Below are 16927 nucleotides of genomic sequence, written 5' to 3' on the forward strand. Positions count from 1 at the left end.
TGGGGGCGGGCTGGTATGTCGGTCGGTGACGCTACGTCAGGAGGGGAAGCCCGGCAGGCCGATGTTGCCGGAGCCCATCTGCTGCGCGACCTGCTGCGCCTGCTGCTGGGTGTTCTCGTGGGTGTTGGCGTAGACGTTGGTGTTCTGCGCCAGCTTCTCCAGCATGGTGCGCAGCGCCTGGTTCACCTTGTCGAAGTCGTTCAGCCACTCCTGCATGGCGTTGTGGTAGATGTTCGCGGCGTCGCCGCTCCAGCTCGCCCGCAGACCCTCGATCTGGCCGTCCATCTGCGCGTAGGAGCTGGTGGTCTCGTCCAGGGCGGTCTGGAAGCTGCCCTGGGCAGCGGTCATTCCCTGTAGTTCGACTGACGTCAGTGCCATGGTGTGGTCCTCTCTCGTCCTGCGGCGCCGGCCGGAGCCGATGACAGCGATGTCGCTCCCATGTCGGGGGCGCATCCGCGCCGGATGGTGGGGGGTTCACCCGCCGGCCGCCGCATCGCGCGGAAGGATCGCGCGACACGGCAGTGGCGGACGTTTCTCATGTCCGCACCAGAGACTCCGTTTGCTGATGCGGTGGTTCCGCCTGTTCCGGTGCCGGCTTCGCCACTTCCGTGGTGGAGGCGGGCGGCGCCGGGGCGGCGGGCACCTGGCCGGGCGCCGCGTCGGGCGCCGCCGGAGGCTGGGGGAGATCCGAGGCGGAGACGGTACGGGTACGGGCGGACGCCGCGAGCCGCTCCGCCAGGCGGTGCGCCTCCCAGGCGCCCCCGCGCGGCGGCGAGGCCTCGAAGGAGGCGGCCAGCACCTTGGCCGCCTCGTCGGACAACTTGAAGCCGAACCCGTGCAGTTGACGTCTCATCAACCCAATGGCCTGGTCGGCGGTGTAGGGATCGAGCCTGAGGTACTCGGCGAACTCGTGGACGATCTCGCCACGCTCGCGGGTCAGCTCCCGCAGCTCGGCGGGCGAGCCGCACAGCGCCAGCACCGTGCCACCAGGGGCGGCGGCCAGCCGGGCCAGCCCGTCGAGCACCGCCGCACGCTCGGCCTGGGGGCGGCGGCCGAAGGCGTCGTCGAGGTTCAGCACGAGCAGTCCGCCCTCCGCCTCCTCCAGGGCCGTCGCCAGCCGGTAGGCGGGCTGCTCCGGCCAGCGCGCCGGGAGGGCCGACAGCCGCACCTCGTGGACGGTGCCCGTCGTCAGCAGCCCGGCCTCCGTGAGGCATCGCCCGTAGACCCGGGCCAGCGCCCGTCGTCCGCTGCCCAGCGGGCCCTCCAGCACCACATTGGCCTGTGCCGAGATCGGCCGGCCCGGCTGCGTCTGCGCCTCGGCGAGCGCCTCCAGGCGGGTGCGCAGCGCGGCCCGGGCCGTGTCCAGACCGGTCATCGCCGCCAGCTTCCGCAGCCCCACGGCCGGGCCGGCCGGGCCGGCGGGGCCCGGCTGCCGCGTCGGGGCGACGGCCTCCCCGGTACGTGGGGACGAGGCGCCCGTGGCGCCCTTCGCGCCGGCCTGGTCGGCGGGCACCGTGATCACGTCGGCACCGGTCAGCCTGGACAACTCGCTGTCGTCCTCAGGCGGTTCGGAGGCGAGGCGGGACGCCTGCTTGCTGATCATCTCCTCGAAGACCTGCCGGGCGACACGCCCGTTGCCGAAGGTGTCGCTCTTCGGTACGTCCTCGAAGTAGCGGTCGAGCGCCTCCAGCGCCGATTCCGACAGCTCGTAGTAGTGCTTGGCGCACAACCCCCGGACGATGGTGACCAGTTCCTCGGGGCTGTAGTTGGGGAACTCCACGGTGCGCGCGAACCGGGAGGCCATACCGGGGTTCGAGGCGAGGAACTGGTCCATCTGGGCGGAGTATCCGGCGACGATCACGACGACCTCGTCGCGGTGGTCCTCCATCAGCTTCATCAGCGTCTCGACGGCTTCCTGACCGAAGTCCGGGCCGGTGCCACGGGACTGGTTGGTCAGCGTGTACGCCTCGTCGATGAACAGCACACCGCCGAGTGCCTTGTTGAAGACCTCGGTCGTCTTGATGGCGGTACCGCCGATGATCTGCGCCACCAGGTCGGCGCGGGCCACCTCCACGATGTGGCCCTGGCTGAGGATGCCCAGTTCCGCGAGGACCGCACCGTAGAGACGGGCCACGGTCGTCTTGCCGGTGCCGGGCGGCCCCGCGAAGACCAGATGCCGGCTCATGGGCGGCATCGGCAGGCCCATCTCCTGGCGGCGCTGCGTCATCTTGTTCAGGTTGATCAGGCCGGTGACCTCGCGCTTCACGCTCTCCAGACCGACCAGCGCCTCCAACTCCGCGAGCGGTCCGGTGCCGGTGTGACGGGCCCCCTGCGGCTGCCGACCGCTCTCCGGGCCGCTCGCACCGCCGAGGGCGTCCGCGCTGGTGACCGTGCGGCCGGACGGGGCACCGCCGGTGTCCACCCGCTCCACCGACACCTGGCCGGACTTGAGCTGGTGCACCGGCACGCCGCCGTTGTCGCGGACCTCGCAGTCGTGCACCCGTACCGGCTCGTCGGTGTTGCAGCGCACACCGTCGCCGCCGTTGTCGAAGACGGCACAGTTGGTCAACTCGGCACGTGAGGAGGCCTGGACGTGGACGCCATGGCCACGTGCGCCGTTGATACGGCAGCCCACCGCGGTGACCGCGCCGCCCCCGGTGACCCGCAGGCCGTCGCTGTCGGAGCCGGTGAACTCGCTGTCGCGGACAGTCAGTTCGGCCTCGGCGCCGATGACCGTGGTGCAGCCGGAGAAGGCCGAGCCGTCCACCTCGGCGCGCGAGCCCGAGGCGAGGGCGAGCCCCGTGCCGCCGCCGGAGCGCAGCCGCACCGCGGACAGCGCCGCGGAAGCGCTCTCCCCCAGCTCGACGGCGACGGGTCCGCCGACGGCCAGGTCGGCGTCCCGCACGGTCAGCCGGGCCTTGGGGCCTGCCGCGCGCAGCGCGGCCCCACTGCCTCCGTCGGTCTTCAGCCGCTCCAGCAGCACCTCACCGCCCTGCGCGTGCACGGCAACCGTCCCGGCGCCCTCCACGGTCAGATCGGCGCCCTCGGCGCGACCGTCGGCCTCCACCAGCAGACCGGTCGGCGTACCGCTGATACGGCAGCCCTCCAGCCGGGGACGGCCGCCGGGTGCCACGTGGACGCCTTCGCGCCCGGCACCGGAGATCACACAGCCGCGCAGCACCGGTCCACTGCCGCCGCCGACGTGTACCGCCTGTCCCCCCGAACCGGAGAACGAGCAGCGTGTGAGCACCACTTCGGCCGTGCTCGTCAGATACGCGTCCAGCGCCGCGCTGCCGGTGACCTCGACCTCGGTCAGGTCGGCGCGGGCGTTCTGCTCCACGGCCAGCGCTGGCTTGCCGCTGCCGGCGATCCGGGTGGCCTCCACCACCGCCGTGGCCTGTCCGTTCACGCAGACGCCGTTGCCGCGGGCCCGCTCCAACTGGCACTCACGCAGCGTCAGACGGCCGTGCTCGGCCACCACGACCGCGGACGAACCGACCTCCTGGATACGCGAGCGCTCCACGACGTTTCCGCCGCCCGAGGTGACCACGATGCCCGCGCCCTGGGCGTTGGTGATGTGGCAGTCGCGCAGGGCGACCACGCCGTCCTGCCAGGCCAGCACGGCCGCCCATGCCTCGCCGGAGATCTGGCACCCGTCGAGCGCGGCCTGCCCGCGCCGTACGTCGAGGACCGGGGCCTCCCGGTCGGTGCCGGACAGCTTCAGACCGGTGAGCTGCACGGCCTCCGCCTCCAGCACCACGGTGCTGCCCGAGGCCGAGGAGATCTCCACCGTGCCGCCCGTGCCCTCGGCGGCCAGTGTCACCGCGCGGGTGATGTAGAGCGTCTCGTCGTACCGGCCGGGGGAGACGGTGATGAGCGCGCCGTCGGTGGCGTCCGCCAGGGCTTCGGCGATGGCACGGTAGGCACCAGGACGGTCCGGGGACACCAGTAGCACGGGCCGGGTCACAGCTTCGCTCCCTTGTCAGACGCACTCATGTCGCCGCCGTTGCCGCGCGGACGCTGCGGCTGCGCTGCACCGATCAGGCCCGGGGGCGTTCCGAAGCGTTCCTCCGGCCGGGCGCCGCCCTGATCGCCGCCGCCGGCCGATGCGGAGCCGCCCGCGTCGTTCGCACTCAACGCGCCCGCCGCACGCTCCAGCCCGTCGAGGGCGATCTCGTCCAGCGGCACGCGCTGGACGTCCACCTTGCCGTCGGAGGCGATCTCCGACGGTGACAACTCCCGCATGAGGACCGGCCCTTCACCGTCCGAGGGACGCAGCACCTTGAACGTGGTGCCGGGCAGGAACACCACCCGGTACGGCTCGGACGGGTCGATCAGGCTGGTACGGCGGGCCGTCATCGACCAGATGAGGAAGTCGGTGCCGTTCTCGGGACCGGGATGCGGCGCGCTGTACCCGGTGCAGAACGCCCACTCGGTCGTCAGCCGGCCCTCCCGGTACCACGCGCGCTCCATGGCCGTGGCGGGTGCTCGCAGCAGCGCCGCGCCACGGTAGGACGGCAGCCTGCGCAGCCCGGCCGCCACGCAGCGGGCCAGGGGGACGTGCGGGCCGACCTGTGCGGAGCGCACCGCGTCGTCCACCTGCCGGCTGTCGCCGGACAGGTAGAGCCGTACGGCGACCAGATCGGTGAGGGCGTCGGCCGCCTCCCCTCGACTGCCGCCGCGCAGCCCCGGGGACTCCGACATCACCCGTGAGACCGTGCCCGCGACCGCGTTGTACTGCGTGCTGAAGGTGCGCCGCACCCAGTCACGTTCCTTGCTCGTGCCGCGTTCCGGCAGCACGGCGCAGGCCGAGCCCTTGGGCACAGGTTGGACCCGTACCCCCGCTCCGGCCGCCGGGGCGGCGGGCGTCACGGCGCTCCCGGAGCCGTCGGAGGCGGCCGGTGTGAGCGAGGGCGTGACCGGACCGTCGGAGCCGTCGGGCACCGGCGCGGGGCCGGGGGGCTCGGTGGGAGCGGCTGCCGGGGCGTCGGACTCCAGCCGGATCATCCGTGCCGGAGCCGGGACGGCCCTGGCCGCCGGCTTGGGTGCGGCGGGCACGGGTGCTTCGGAAGCCTGGGGAGCCGAGGGCGGCGGCGTCTGCGGCGCTTCCGGGACCTCAGGCATGGCGGCTTCCGCCCCGTCCGGGGCCGGCGGCGGGGCCTGCGGAGTCGGTTGGGGCTGCTTGTCGGGTGCGTCCGGTGCCTGAGGGGCACCCTGCTCGGCGGCCGGGGCGGCCGGGGCGGCCGGGGCGGCCGGGGCGGCGGGGGTGTCCGGTGCGGTCTCCGGGGTGTTCGCGGGTGCGGAAGCCGGACCGGACTCCGGGGCGGGAGCAGGCGGTTCCGGCGGGAGGACGGGCGTCCGCTGCTCGCCGGAGCCGTCCGTGTCGGCACGATCGTGCGCGGGGGCGGGGCGCGGGTCGGTCCGCGGCGGCTGGACCGAAGCCTGCGGCTCACCCGCGGGCGTCGGCTCGGACACGGTGGGCAGGTCGGGCAGCTTGGGGCGGCCCGGCGCGACCGGACCGTTCGGGGCAGGCGCAGGCGGCACCGGACCCCGCGCGGCGTCCGGCGCGGGTGGGGGCATCGGGAGCGGCTCGCCGGTGGGCGGCGGCTCGGGCGCGGCGTTCGGCCCGCCGTACGGGACGGCCGGTCCGCCGTGCGGGGCGTCCGGACGCCCGCCGGGTGCGATGCTCCCGGCCTCCGTGGCCGTCGTCGCCACGCGGACGGCGGCCTCACCGCTCGCCTCGGTTTCGTCCGGCGCGGACCGACCGGCGTCGGACTCCGTGCGGGGCAGCGCGGCTGACGGGACGTCGGATTCGGTACGGGCGGCTTGGGGCGCCGGGGCAGGGGCGACCGCCGAGGCCGCGTCGTTCCTGCCGGCGACGCGAACGGACGGTGACTCGTCCGGATCGAGCTGGTTCAGCGCGGACGCCCGTCCGGGAACGCCGGCCGGCACAGCGGCGGGCTCCCGTCCCTCCTGCGGCCGGCCCCCGGACGCCGGGGCCCAGGGCGCGATATCGGCCGGGCGGCGCTGCCTGGTCAGGGGCGGCGCGACCATCTGCGGGCCATAGGCCGCGGGGTCCTGCGGCGACCACAGATAGGCGTCGTCCGGCACCCCGGCCGCGACGCCCGGCTCGTCGGCAGGTACGACCGTGAAGCCCTCGCGACGGTCCGGGTCGAGCTTCCACAGCATGTCCTCGGCGAGCGCGCGCATGCGTTCCTCCGCGCCGGGGGTGCTGCGGTCGTAGAGGATGGCCGCATAGCCGGGCGCCGCAGGTATCCGCCGTACCGCGTCACTGCCCACGGGTTCGACGGAGGGGCGCATCCACAGCCCGCTCTGCACGACCTCCAGCACCGCGTCGTGCGCGTACTCGTAGACACCGGTGGAGATCTCCGGCACCTCGACGAGCGGCCGGCGCAGGCCGAAGAGGGCGGGCGGGGCAGGGGTGTCGCCCGTACGCGGGAAGTACATCAACTCGCTCACGAACGGGCGGTGGCCCAGCGTGCCGTCCGGCCGCAGCGAGGCCACCTCGGGGGAGTCGAGACCTACCCGCGCCTTGACGGGCACGCCCGTGTACAGCACCACCTGCTGGCCGAGGGCGTCGGCGAGTTCCTGGCCCAGTGCTTCGGCGCCCTCGGGCAGCGCGACCGGCCCGAGGTGCAGAAAACGCACCCAGGAGCGCGCGGACGGCAGGACGGTGTCCCACAGCCGGGCCACGTCCGACAGCGTGACGGGCGGTCCGCCGGGGCTGCCGAGGACCACGGTGAGGATCTCGGGGTGACTCGGCAGGCGGTCCACCAGCCGCTGGCCGCTGTCCGGGGAGTCGGGGAGGTGCGGGCTGCGCACCCACACCCCGCTGGGGACGGGTTCGACGAGGCCATGGCCGCTGGTCGCCCAGGGGCGGTCGAAGGTGGAGAACTCCCAGCGGGGCTTGGGGAAGCGCCGTGAGTCGCGCTCCGCCGCGCGGCCCGGACGGAAGCGCAGCCAGCCCGCGCCGTGCTCGCTGGGGACGAACAGGCCGCCGCCGTCGGTCGGCAGCACCTCGCCGTCCGGGGCCAGCACCAGCCGGTCCAGCCGGTCCGCGATCCGCTGGGCGGTGCGCTGCGACTCCTGCGGCGTGGCGCGACCGAAGACCAGGCGCAGGCTGTGGCCACGATGGGCCAGCAGGCGTGCCACCGCGTCCGCCGAGTCCTCCAGCGTGCCGAACGGCAGGTCCACCACTGCCACGGTGTGCTGGGGGTCCGGCGCCAGCCCCGCGGCGAACGCGGCGGCCTGCGGATCGGGTTCGCCCTTGGGATGGATCAGCAGCGCGTGCCCCACGGCACGGCACTGCAGAGCTGTCCCCGCCGCCCGCACGGCGCCCAGTCGGATACGCATCCGCTCACCCCACCCGCGCCGAGTGGCCGGAGGGTGGCGGGTCCGCGCTCACCGAGGGAACAGGAGCGGTGCCCGTAGCGTGTCCGACGCCCTTCGCCGGCGAGCCCTGCGCGCTGCCGGAACCGCCCACGGACGACGGCGAGTCCGCCGAAGTCCCCTCCTGTGCCGCCTTCACCGTCAGCGCCGCCACCGTACGGCCCAGCTCGGGTCCGCGCGGCAGCACGGCCAGCAGAGTCTCCGGCAGGGGCACCGCGCTCGCGCCGCCGATGCCGAGGTCCTGCGCGGCGGCGGAGTCGCCCAGCGGATAGGCGATACCCCGGTCGGTGACGAGGTAGGTCAGCGGATGCGGCGCGCGCGCCGCCACCTGCTGCTGGTCGACCGCGTACACACCGTGCGACGGCGGCACCAGCACCTGCCGGCTGCCGTTCGCCGCAGCACCGCCCTCGACCACCACGGTGGCCTTCAGCTGGTTGCCCCGGGTCGTCTCACGCAGACACACCGCCTGCGCGGAGGTGTCGGCCGCCGGGGCGTTGAGGACGTCCGGCAGCGCGTTGGTGAGCGCCTGGTCGGCGGACACATGGGCGGCGGCGATGTCGGTCGCCGACACCTCACGCGGCGCGGGAGCGCCGTGCTGCGCCGCGAGCAGCGCGGCCTCCGTGGCGCTCACCGGGGCCACGCCGTCACCCGTCATCACGTACGAGCGCTTGGCGCCCGCCGCGGACGTGGTGAACAACTGGCCCACGGCGGCCGGCTGCCCGGCGACCTTCCCGCCGGCCTTGCCCGCCCCGTCGATCTTCGCCGGGGCGAGTACGGCTCCGGTCGGCACGGCGGCCAGCCAGGCGGCGGGCGCGGCGATGGGGCGGTCGCCGTCGAGTCCGAGCGCGATGAGCGTCGCGTCCGACGGCACCGGGTACTTGGTGCCCCGCCACAGCACGTACCGCTTGCCGTCCAGCCCCTTCAGCAGCAGCTGACGGCCGGAGGGGAAGGCGGCGGCCCGGTCGCCCGGCGCGAAGTCGATGACCCGGCCGGACGTCAGATCCGGCCGCAGGCAGTCGGTCCAGGTCGACGGGAGCAGGGTCGCCGGGGTGGGCAGGGAGTCGGGGGCGCCGCCGATGCCGACCGGCGCGCCGTGCGCCACGTCGGCGAGCGCCTCGGCCTGCACGGTGCGCACGGTGCCGTGGCCGGTCAGCAGCAGGGCGGACGCGTAGTTGCGTACGGGGCGCAGCTGTCCGTCCAGGTAGAGGTAGCGGTTTCCGGTCTCCTTCTCCACGACGATGGAGCCCGGCTCCCGCCACGCCTCCGTGGTCACCGGCGACAGCTTCCCGTAGATGAGGAATCCCGCGCACAGCAGGACCACGATGCCGGCGCCGAAGAAGGTGCCGAGCGCGGCACGTTTGGTGGGGCTGTCGCCGCGGCCGGGGTCGCCGCTGACGAGGGCGGTGGCGAGGCGGCCCATGGCGAACTGGTACGCCTGCATGTGATCGCGTCGTGTCTGCACGCTCCGGCCCCTCTCAGCTCGCCAGGGAGCGGAAGTAGGAGTACGCGTGCAGGGCCTGGAGCAGCAGCGGCAGCAACGCGATCGCAGTGATCGTCTCCAGCAGGTCGCCGCTGTGGCCCCACACCGGGAGCAGCCGTCCGCGCGGCAGCCGCCAGGCCGCCGTCAGCAGGGCGGCGACCGCCGCGAGCAGCACGGCCACCACGGTCACCCGGGATCCGGTGCCCGCCGGGGCGAACCGGGTCAGCAGCACCGTGATCAGTCCGAGCGCTCCCGCCACCACCATCGGCACCCGCTGTGCGGACCGGTTCAGGCCGCGCGACCGCAGCAGCACCGCACCGGCGAACACCAACGGCAGCAGCCATCCGATCCAGCCGTCGCCGCGCGTCATGTACCAGAAGGCACCGGCGTAGACCAACGCGGAGGACAGGCTGAGGGTGTCGAGGTAGGCGCTGGCCAGCTTGACCCGGCTCTCCACCCGTTCCTGCGGCTCCGGCTCGATGTCCTCCTGCAACTCCTCCGCGTTGTGCGGCAGCCGGGGGACGCGCAGCCGGGCCATGCGCAGGGTCAGCCGGGGCCCGAAATGGCCCAGCACGAACATCGCGACCGCCACCACGGACACCGCCTGGGCGCCGTGCCAGTCGGCCGCCCGCATCAGCCCGATGCCCACGGCGGCGGCGAGCGCGGTCAGCAGCACGGTGCCGGGGACCACCAGCGGCAGCGGACGCAGCGCCAGCAGGCTGACGGCCAGCACCACCACACACGCCGCCGCGGCCAGCACCCCGGGCATCCCCGGCGCGTAGCCACCGTGCGGCCCCTGACGGACCGCCAGTCCGGCGAGCGCGCCGAACGCCATCGAGCTGAGGCCCGCCACCAGCACGGTGCCCCGGTCGGCGCCGAGCCGGGCGGCGGCCACGCATCCGGCGGCCAGCAGCACGGCGATCACCCCCGTGCCGACCGCGGTCGGCACACCCGGCCCCAGCCCGAACAGGGCGGCGGCCAGCGCGGGCAGCGCCAGCACCGCCATGGCCAGCGCGAGCCCCCGGGTCAGCTCCGGGCGCCAGCGGCCCGGCATCGCGTCCACCGCCTGCGCCACACCGTCGGCCACGTCGTCGAAGTGCAGCGCGGGCAACGGCTCCTCGGCGGGCCGCAGATGGAGGATGTCGCCGTGGCGCAGGCCCAGCGTGGCCGGGGTGCCGTCGACGTCGAGAGGTTCCTCGCCGAGCCGTTGCAGCACCCAGGGCGTGCCCCGGTCGGCGGTGTCCTTCGTGACATGGCGCACCAGCACCGGCAGCAGCGCGGAGACCGGCGTGGTGAGCGGGATCGCCAGGTCGGACTGGCCGGTGGGGCCCACCACCGTCACCCGGCAGACCTCCGAGGCCGGTGCGGTGACCGCATGCGGTGAGGTCATGGTGCTGCTCCTGGGGTGCGGTGGTGGGGGACGGGCGGAAGCGGCGAGAGGCCGTGCGGGGCGGAGGGGGACCGGCGCGGTCCGGGGTGTCGGGTCACGGGGTCACCAGTCCGGTCTGTACGAGCTTGACCGAGCGGCGAGTGACGAGCTGGGCCCGGCCCGAGGGGAGGGTGCGCGGCTTGGCCTCGCCGAGGAACTTGCCCTCCTCCTTGGGATACGAGAACAGCAGGGCGGGGTTGCCCAGTTCCCACAGCCGGCGCAGCACCGGGTCCATCATGGCGCGGACGGCGCCGGAGGTGCTGCGGGCGACCACCAGGTGCATGCCGATGTGCAGGCCCTGCGCGAGCAGGGGCACCAGCGGTGTCATGGGCGAGGGTGCGCCCGGGGTGCCGGAGAAGAGGTCGTAGTCGTCGAGGAGGACGAACAGCCGGGGCCCCTCCCACCAGTCGCGGCGGGCCAGCTGCTCGGGGCTGATGTCAGGTCCCGGCACCCGCTTGCCCACCGAGACCGAGGCGCTGTTGGCGAGTTGGGCGAGGGCGTCACCGTCGACGACGTAGCCGACCCGGTACTCCTCGGGCACCGAGGAGAGCAGTCCACGGCCGGGGTCCGCGACCATGATGCGGGCCTGGTCGGGGGTGTAGCGGGAGGTGATGGAACGGATCATCAGACGCAGCGCGTTGGTCTTGCCGGTCTCCCCGTCGCCGAACACCATCAGATGCGGGGTGGCCGAGAAGTCGTGCCAGACCGGCTCCAGCCGCTGTTCGTCCCAGCCCAGGCAGACCCGCAGATCGCCCTCCGCCGCCGGGAGCTGGTTCACCGGAAGGCGGGTCGGCAGCAGGCGCACGCCGGGTGCGGAGCGGCCGGTCCAGAAGGTGTCGATCTCCGCCACCGCCGCCTTGGTGGCGGCCGTGAGGTCGGCGGTCTCGCCGGAGCTGTCCAGCCGGGGCAGGGCGGACAGGAAGTGGTGACCGCCCGCGGTCAGACCGCGGCCCGGCTGGTGCGGGACGGTCGCGGCGGTGCGGGAGCCGACCTCCGACTCCATGGAGTCACCGAGGCGCAGTTCGAGCTTGGTGCCCAGCAGGTCACGCAGGCGAGGACGGATCTCCGACCAGCGCACGGCGGAGCCGATCACATGCAGACCGAACGACAGTCCGCGAGCGGCCATGTCGATGACACGCGGCTCCAGGTCCTCGTAGTCCTGGCGCAGGGTGCCCCAGCCGTCGACCACCAGGAACACATCACCGTAGGGATCGTCGATCTCTCCCGTGGCTCTGAGTGCGCGGTAGGCCGCCATCGACTCCAGGCCGCGCGAGGTGAACTCCTCCTCGCGCTTCTCCAGCAGCTGCGTCAGCTCCGCCACCGTACGCAGGACGCGGTCGCGCTCCAGACGGGTGGCGACCGAGCCGACATGGGGCAGACCGGCCGTGGAGACCAGGCCGCCGCCGCCGAAGTCGAGGCAGTAGAACTGCACTTCCTCCGGGGTGTGGGTCAGCGCGAGGGACATCATCAGCGTGCGCAGCATGGTCGACTTGCCGGTCTGCGGGGCGCCGACCAGACCGATGTGGCCGTCGGCGCCGGACAGGTCGGCGACCAGCAGCTCACGCAACTGCTCGAAGGGCCGGTCGACGATGCCCAGCGGCACACGCAGCGAGCCGAGCGACGGATAGTCCGCCGCGCTCATGCCGCGCACCGGGTCGGGGACGATACCGGGCAGCAGCTGGTCGAGGCTCGGGGACTCGGTCAGCGGAGGCAGCCACACCTGGCGCGCCGGCGGGCCGCTCTCCTCCAGCCTGCCGATCAGCACCTCCAGCAGGCTCTCCTCGCTCTGCTCGGTGCCCGAGGACGGCCCGGCGGCCTCCTCGCGCTCGGCGGCCCGCAGCGGCCGCAGCTCGGCGAGGTGCTCCTCGGTACGTTCCGACAGCAGCGTGCCCTGCTGCTCCAGGCCGAACACGGTGATCTCCTGGGCGGCCCTGGCCTGTTCGGCGCTCTGCTCCGCCTCGCTCACCGGCTCCGGCGCGGGGCCGGACACATACGCGGCCTTGAAGCGCACCAGGTTGGTCGTGTCCACCTTCAGATAGCCGTTGCCGGGTGCCGACGGCAGCTCATAGGCGCTGGAGACGCCGATGACACTGCGCGACTCCATCGAGGAGAACGTACGCAGGGCGATCCGGTAGGACAGATGGCCCTCCACCTTGTGGATGCGGCTTTCGTCCAGGCGCTGGGAGGCAAGGAGCAGATGCACACCGAGGCTGCGTCCGAGACGGCCGATGGAGACGAAGAGGTCCACGAACTCAGGTTTGCTGGCCAGGAGTTCGGAGAACTCGTCGACGATGATCAGCAGTGACGGCAGCGGGGTGAGGTTCGCCCCGGCGCCGCGCGCCTTCTCGTAGTCGAACAGCGAGGAGTACCCGGATTCGCGCAGCAGCTCCTGACGGCGGATCATCTCGCCGTTGATGGAGTCACGCATCCGGTCCACGAGATGGATCTCGTCGGCGAGGTTGGTGATCACCGCCGAGGTGTGCGGCAGCCGGTCCATCCCCAGGAACGTCGCGCCGCCCTTGAAGTCGACCAGCACCAGGTTGAGGACCTGGGAGGAGTGAGTGGCGACCAGACCCATCACCAGCGTGCGCAGCAGCTCGCTCTTGCCGGAACCGGTCGCGCCGATGAGCAGGCCGTGCGGGCCCATGCCGCCCTGCGCCGACTCCTTGATGTCCAGCTCGACGACCTCGCCCTCCTCGGTGACACCCAGCGGCACCAGCAGGCGTGCCGACTGGGCCTGCCGCGGGCGCCACTTGGCGGCCACGTCGAAGGTGCGCGGGTCGCGGATGCCCAGCAGGGCGGTCAGGTCGAAGTCCGAGTCCAGCGCCTGGTCCGTCAGGTCGACGCTGCCGCTGGTGCGCATCGGCGCCAGGGTGCGGGCCAGACTGTCGGCCTGGGTACGGCTGAGCGCGTCGGCCTCGGCGGTGACCGTGTCGTCACCGGACGGGAAGGCGACGCTGGTGCCGTGCGTCGTGAGCCGCAGCACCTTCGGGCCACCGGTCATCGCGCCGGTCGCGTCCAGCAGAACCACATTGCGCAGCCCACCGTGCAGCAGCCGCGAGGTCTCCGGCAGCGGCACCCCTTGCGCCACGATCACCACGAACGGTTCCGCCACGCTGGGCGAGGCGTCCGGGTCATGGTCGGGACGGTCGCGGACGTCCGTGCCGAGCAGATCCAGCAGCGTGTCGTGATCCTCGGCCGCCAGCCGGACCGGGCCCGCGTCGTCCGCCTCGTTCGGATGGGCGTTGTGCGGAAGCCACTTGAGCCAGTCCCACTCGTCCCGCGCGGACTCACCGCCCAGCATGGCGATCCGCAACTCGTCGGGGGAGTGGAACACCGCAAGCTGCCCTATCATCGCGCGAAGCAGTGCGAGCGCGGGTTCCGGTTCACCCGCGAGCTCCACGCTGGTGAAGCGGCGCAGCGCGACCGGGATCGGCAGTCGCGGCACCGTCTGGTGCGCCTTGGTGAACCGCCGCAACGAGATGGCCGTCAGCGGCTCCAGATCCTCCACCGGTTTGGTCTGCGGGGGCAGGAACTCCAACGCCGCCCGCCGGATGCCCTGTCCGATGCGGATACGGGCGAAGTCCTCATGAGCCGGACGGCGTTCCCACAGCCGGGCGCCCATCGCCAGTGCCCACAGCTGTCCCGGATCGGGGTTGTCCCACAACAGGGCGGACCGCTGCTGGGCGGCGGCCTGACGGGCCTGACGACGCTTCTGCGCCAGATAACGCAGATAGTCACGGCGTTCCGCGCGCATTCTGCGTCGGCGCTCGGCACTGGAGCGGCCGATCTGAGTCAGCGTCATGCTGATCATGGCGACGCCCATCATTCCGGACATCAGGTACGTCGTCGGCCCGGCACTGCGCATGGAGAACATCAGGACCATGGCACCCGTGCCCAGTCCCATCGGCAGGTACATCAGCGCCGACCCGAAGTCGGCGCTGGCCGGCTCCCCCAGAACAGGTGGCTCTGCCAGCTCGACCTGCCCCTCGGGCAGCTGCGGACCCTCGGCGCGCGGGGATCGCTTGGCCACCACGGTGCTCAATATGTGACCTCTCTGGCGCGTGCATGCCCATCGATCCCGGGCAATCCCAGCTGTTTCGACAGGTGTTGGTCGGTTCAACAGATGGAGGTGGCGGCCCCCGTTGGTCTGATCTTAAGCCCAGAAAATCGTTGTCCGGTGAACGTTCCTTGATGCCATGAACGCCTTCTGGGGAAATTTTGCTTTGTTTTTTGATCCTTTGTGGTCGCGACGAGTTGGGGGAGTTGGCTGAAATGTGGCTGGTGAAATCCGCCCAACTCGGACTGAGCGCCGGGTGAGTTCCTCAGTCGGTCACCGGGGCGACACAGTGCTCCAGACGCGTGAACCAGCCACCGGACGAATTGCGCTCCTGACCGACCAGACGGCAGCGCCAGTCGAGGGGCGTCACGGTGATGGCCCGACCGGGGTCATGGTCCCATTCGGTGCCGAGGCCCACCGATTGGAGGGCCGCCACGATCTCGCGCCCGACGGCCTTGGTGGTCTCGGGTGAGTCGTCGAAGCCGCCGTAGAGGAGCATCAGTCCGTGACCGGACGCGGCCGAGTCGGTGCACTGGGAGTGGAAGTAGACGAAGCCGCGGGCGTCGGGACCGCCTTCGCCGCCGATGTAGGCCTGGCCGCAGGCGCGGCAACAGGTGAAGTTCTCGCGGGCGGTGATACCGGCCCCTTGCAGTGCGGTGAACGCGCGGGTGAGCCGCTCGGGGTCGGTCTCGCCCTGCCATGTCGCCTGTTCCGCCACGCGCTCCAGCCACATCCGGTCGGCCGGCGCCGAGGCCTGCTCGCGCGAGACGGGCCGGCGGCCGGCGGTGACCAGGTATTCCTCGGCGAGCTCGGCCAGTTCGTCCCGCGAGGCATAGCCACCGACCAGCACCTCGCGAAGACGCCGCTCCGATTCCCGGCGGTCGTCTTCGTCCAGATCGAGCGGGGGCACCTCCTGGGTGGGGCCCATGTCCAGCGGCGACCAGGCATGACCGGCGTCCCAACCGTCCTCCTGACGTGCCCAGCCGGTCAGCGCGTCGATCACCGCCTCGGGAGCGTCGGCCATGGTCCGGAAATGCCGGTCGGCGGCACCGGCGCGGTGCTCCAGCGTGTAGTCCCCGCCGTCCTCGTGCCAGACCTGAGCGAAGACCTCGGGCAGGTCGGGGACCCGCTGGACGACCATGAACCGGTCGTTCTCATCGCCGAAGCGCCGCACCAGCGCGGCCAGTTCGTCGGCGGACACCCGTACATGCCGCTGCCGGTTCTCCGTCTTCACCACGATCTCGAGCATGCCCAGACCCTGACACCCCCCGCTGACAGCCCTCCCACGGGGTCCAAGCCGCACTCGGACGATGCCCATCGGCCGCTGTCGCCGGCCCGAGAACCGCCCTCCGTTCGCTCTGCGACGACCGAGGCGCCGCCGGACCTGTCGCGACGGCGCCTCTGGGCCCTACGGCGCCGGTATGACGACCGCCCGGCGCCAGCCTGGACTTTCACCCCCCTGAACTGGGAGTGACACGACCTCAGGCCGTGAAGTAGTGGCCCTCGTCGAGGTCCGCAAGCAGACCGGGGTGGCTGGGGTGCCAGTCCAGCAGCTTCCGCGTCAGGGTGCTGGACGCGGGGACGTCGAGACCGGCGAACGGGGTGAGCCAGCCGAAGTGGGCGGCGACCTCGTCGCCGGAGAGGCTGGTGACCGGGAGGCCGAGGTGGCGGCCGATGACGGCGGCGATGTCACGGAAGGGGACGCCCTCGTCTGCGACGGCGTGCAGACGGGTGCCGGCGGGCGCGGACTCCAGAGCCAGCCGGAACAAGGGGGCCGCGTCCCACCGGTGCACGGCGGGCCAGCGGTGGGCGCCGTCGCCGACGTAGGCCGACACGCCATGCGTGCGGGCGAAGCCGATGACGGCCGGGACGAAGCCGTGGTCGCCCTGGCCGTGCACGGTTGGGGGAAGACGGACGACGCTGGCGCGGATTCCGCGCTCGGCCAGGGCGACCACCGCATTCTCCGCCGGGCTCCGGTGAGTCTCCTCGACGGGTGTGTCCTCCTCCGTGGAAGGACGGCCGGAGGGCTGGACGAGCGCCGTGCCGGAGGCGTAGACGAAGGGCTTGCCGGAGCCGTCGAGAGCGGCGGCGAGGGTCTCGATGGCGCGCAGGTCGACGGCGCCGGCGGTGGTGAGGTCCCCGCTGTGGAGAAGGTCGTGCCGATACGCGAGGTGGATGACGCCGTCCGAGGCGGCAGCGGGGCCGCGCAGGCTGTCCGGGTTGTCGAGATCGCCGCGGTGCACCTCGGCCCCGGCTGCCGTCAGGGCCGTGGCGCCCTGGTCCGAGCGGGCGAGCCCGACGACCTGGTGTCCGGCGTCGAGGAGATCCCGGACGACGGCGGAGCCGATGAATCCGGTGGCGCCGGTGACGAAGACATGCATGGTGACTCCAGCGTTGAGAAGAGCCGAGAGGAGACGGACGGTCCGGTGCCCGCGCCGACGCCGCGCGAAGCGGAGCAGCGCCGGGGGCCCGGGCCGGTGCTTCCATCCTCCGAGCGGAAGGCGGGGCAGGTCCAAAGCCTGTTTCACATGGAGCGATGCGATCCAGG

General features: G+C 72.9%; 8 protein-coding genes. All 8 read right to left on the reverse strand.

Annotated elements, in window-relative coordinates; all coding sequences use genetic code 11:
- Positions 1–36: 36 nt before the first annotated feature.
- Entirely contained in the window at positions 37–378 is a 342-nt protein-coding gene (locus ACFY2Z_RS07760; protein ID WP_311695618.1) for a WXG100 family type VII secretion target, read from the reverse strand.
- A gap of 157 nt (positions 379–535) precedes the next feature.
- The gene (locus ACFY2Z_RS07765) at positions 536–3967 is read right to left on the reverse strand and encodes a right-handed parallel beta-helix repeat-containing protein (RefSeq protein ID WP_390743275.1); all 3432 of its coding nucleotides are present in this window, start codon (positions 3965–3967) and stop codon (positions 536–538) included.
- Positions 3964–7374 carry a hypothetical protein gene (locus ACFY2Z_RS07770; RefSeq protein WP_390743276.1) on the reverse strand — a complete coding sequence of 1137 codons (3411 nt, stop codon included), beginning with the start codon at positions 7372–7374 and terminating at the stop codon, positions 3964–3966. Before ACFY2Z_RS07770 ends, ACFY2Z_RS07765 begins: the two co-directional genes overlap by 4 nt.
- A 4-nt stretch (positions 7375–7378) precedes the next feature.
- Positions 7379–8872 carry a type VII secretion protein EccB gene (gene eccB, locus ACFY2Z_RS07775; RefSeq protein WP_390743277.1) on the reverse strand — a complete coding sequence of 498 codons (1494 nt, stop codon included), beginning with the start codon at positions 8870–8872 and terminating at the stop codon, positions 7379–7381.
- 13 nt (positions 8873–8885) lie between these two features.
- Positions 8886–10280 (reverse strand): type VII secretion integral membrane protein EccD, encoded by a 1395-nt coding sequence (gene eccD, locus ACFY2Z_RS07780; RefSeq protein ID WP_390743278.1) that lies wholly within the window; start codon positions 10278–10280, stop codon positions 8886–8888.
- Positions 10281–10374: 94 nt separating this feature from the next.
- On the reverse strand, positions 10375–14364 hold the full coding sequence (gene eccCa, locus ACFY2Z_RS07785; RefSeq protein ID WP_390743279.1) for a type VII secretion protein EccCa: 3990 nt from the start codon (positions 14362–14364) through the stop codon (positions 10375–10377).
- Positions 14365–14644: 280 nt separating this feature from the next.
- Positions 14645–15628, reverse strand: a complete 984-nt coding sequence (locus tag ACFY2Z_RS07790; RefSeq protein WP_390743280.1) for a DUF6891 domain-containing protein — start codon at positions 15626–15628, stop codon at positions 14645–14647.
- 232 nt (positions 15629–15860) lie between these two features.
- A complete protein-coding gene (locus ACFY2Z_RS07795) occupies positions 15861–16760 on the reverse strand; it encodes an SDR family oxidoreductase (RefSeq protein WP_390743281.1) in 900 nt (299 codons plus the stop codon).
- Positions 16761–16927: the final 167 nt, after the last annotated feature.

Origin of the sequence: Streptomyces sp. NPDC001222 (assembly GCF_042896945.1) — a bacterium.
In the GTDB taxonomy this organism is placed as follows: Bacteria; Actinomycetota; Actinomycetes; order Streptomycetales; family Streptomycetaceae; genus Streptomyces; species Streptomyces gibsoniae.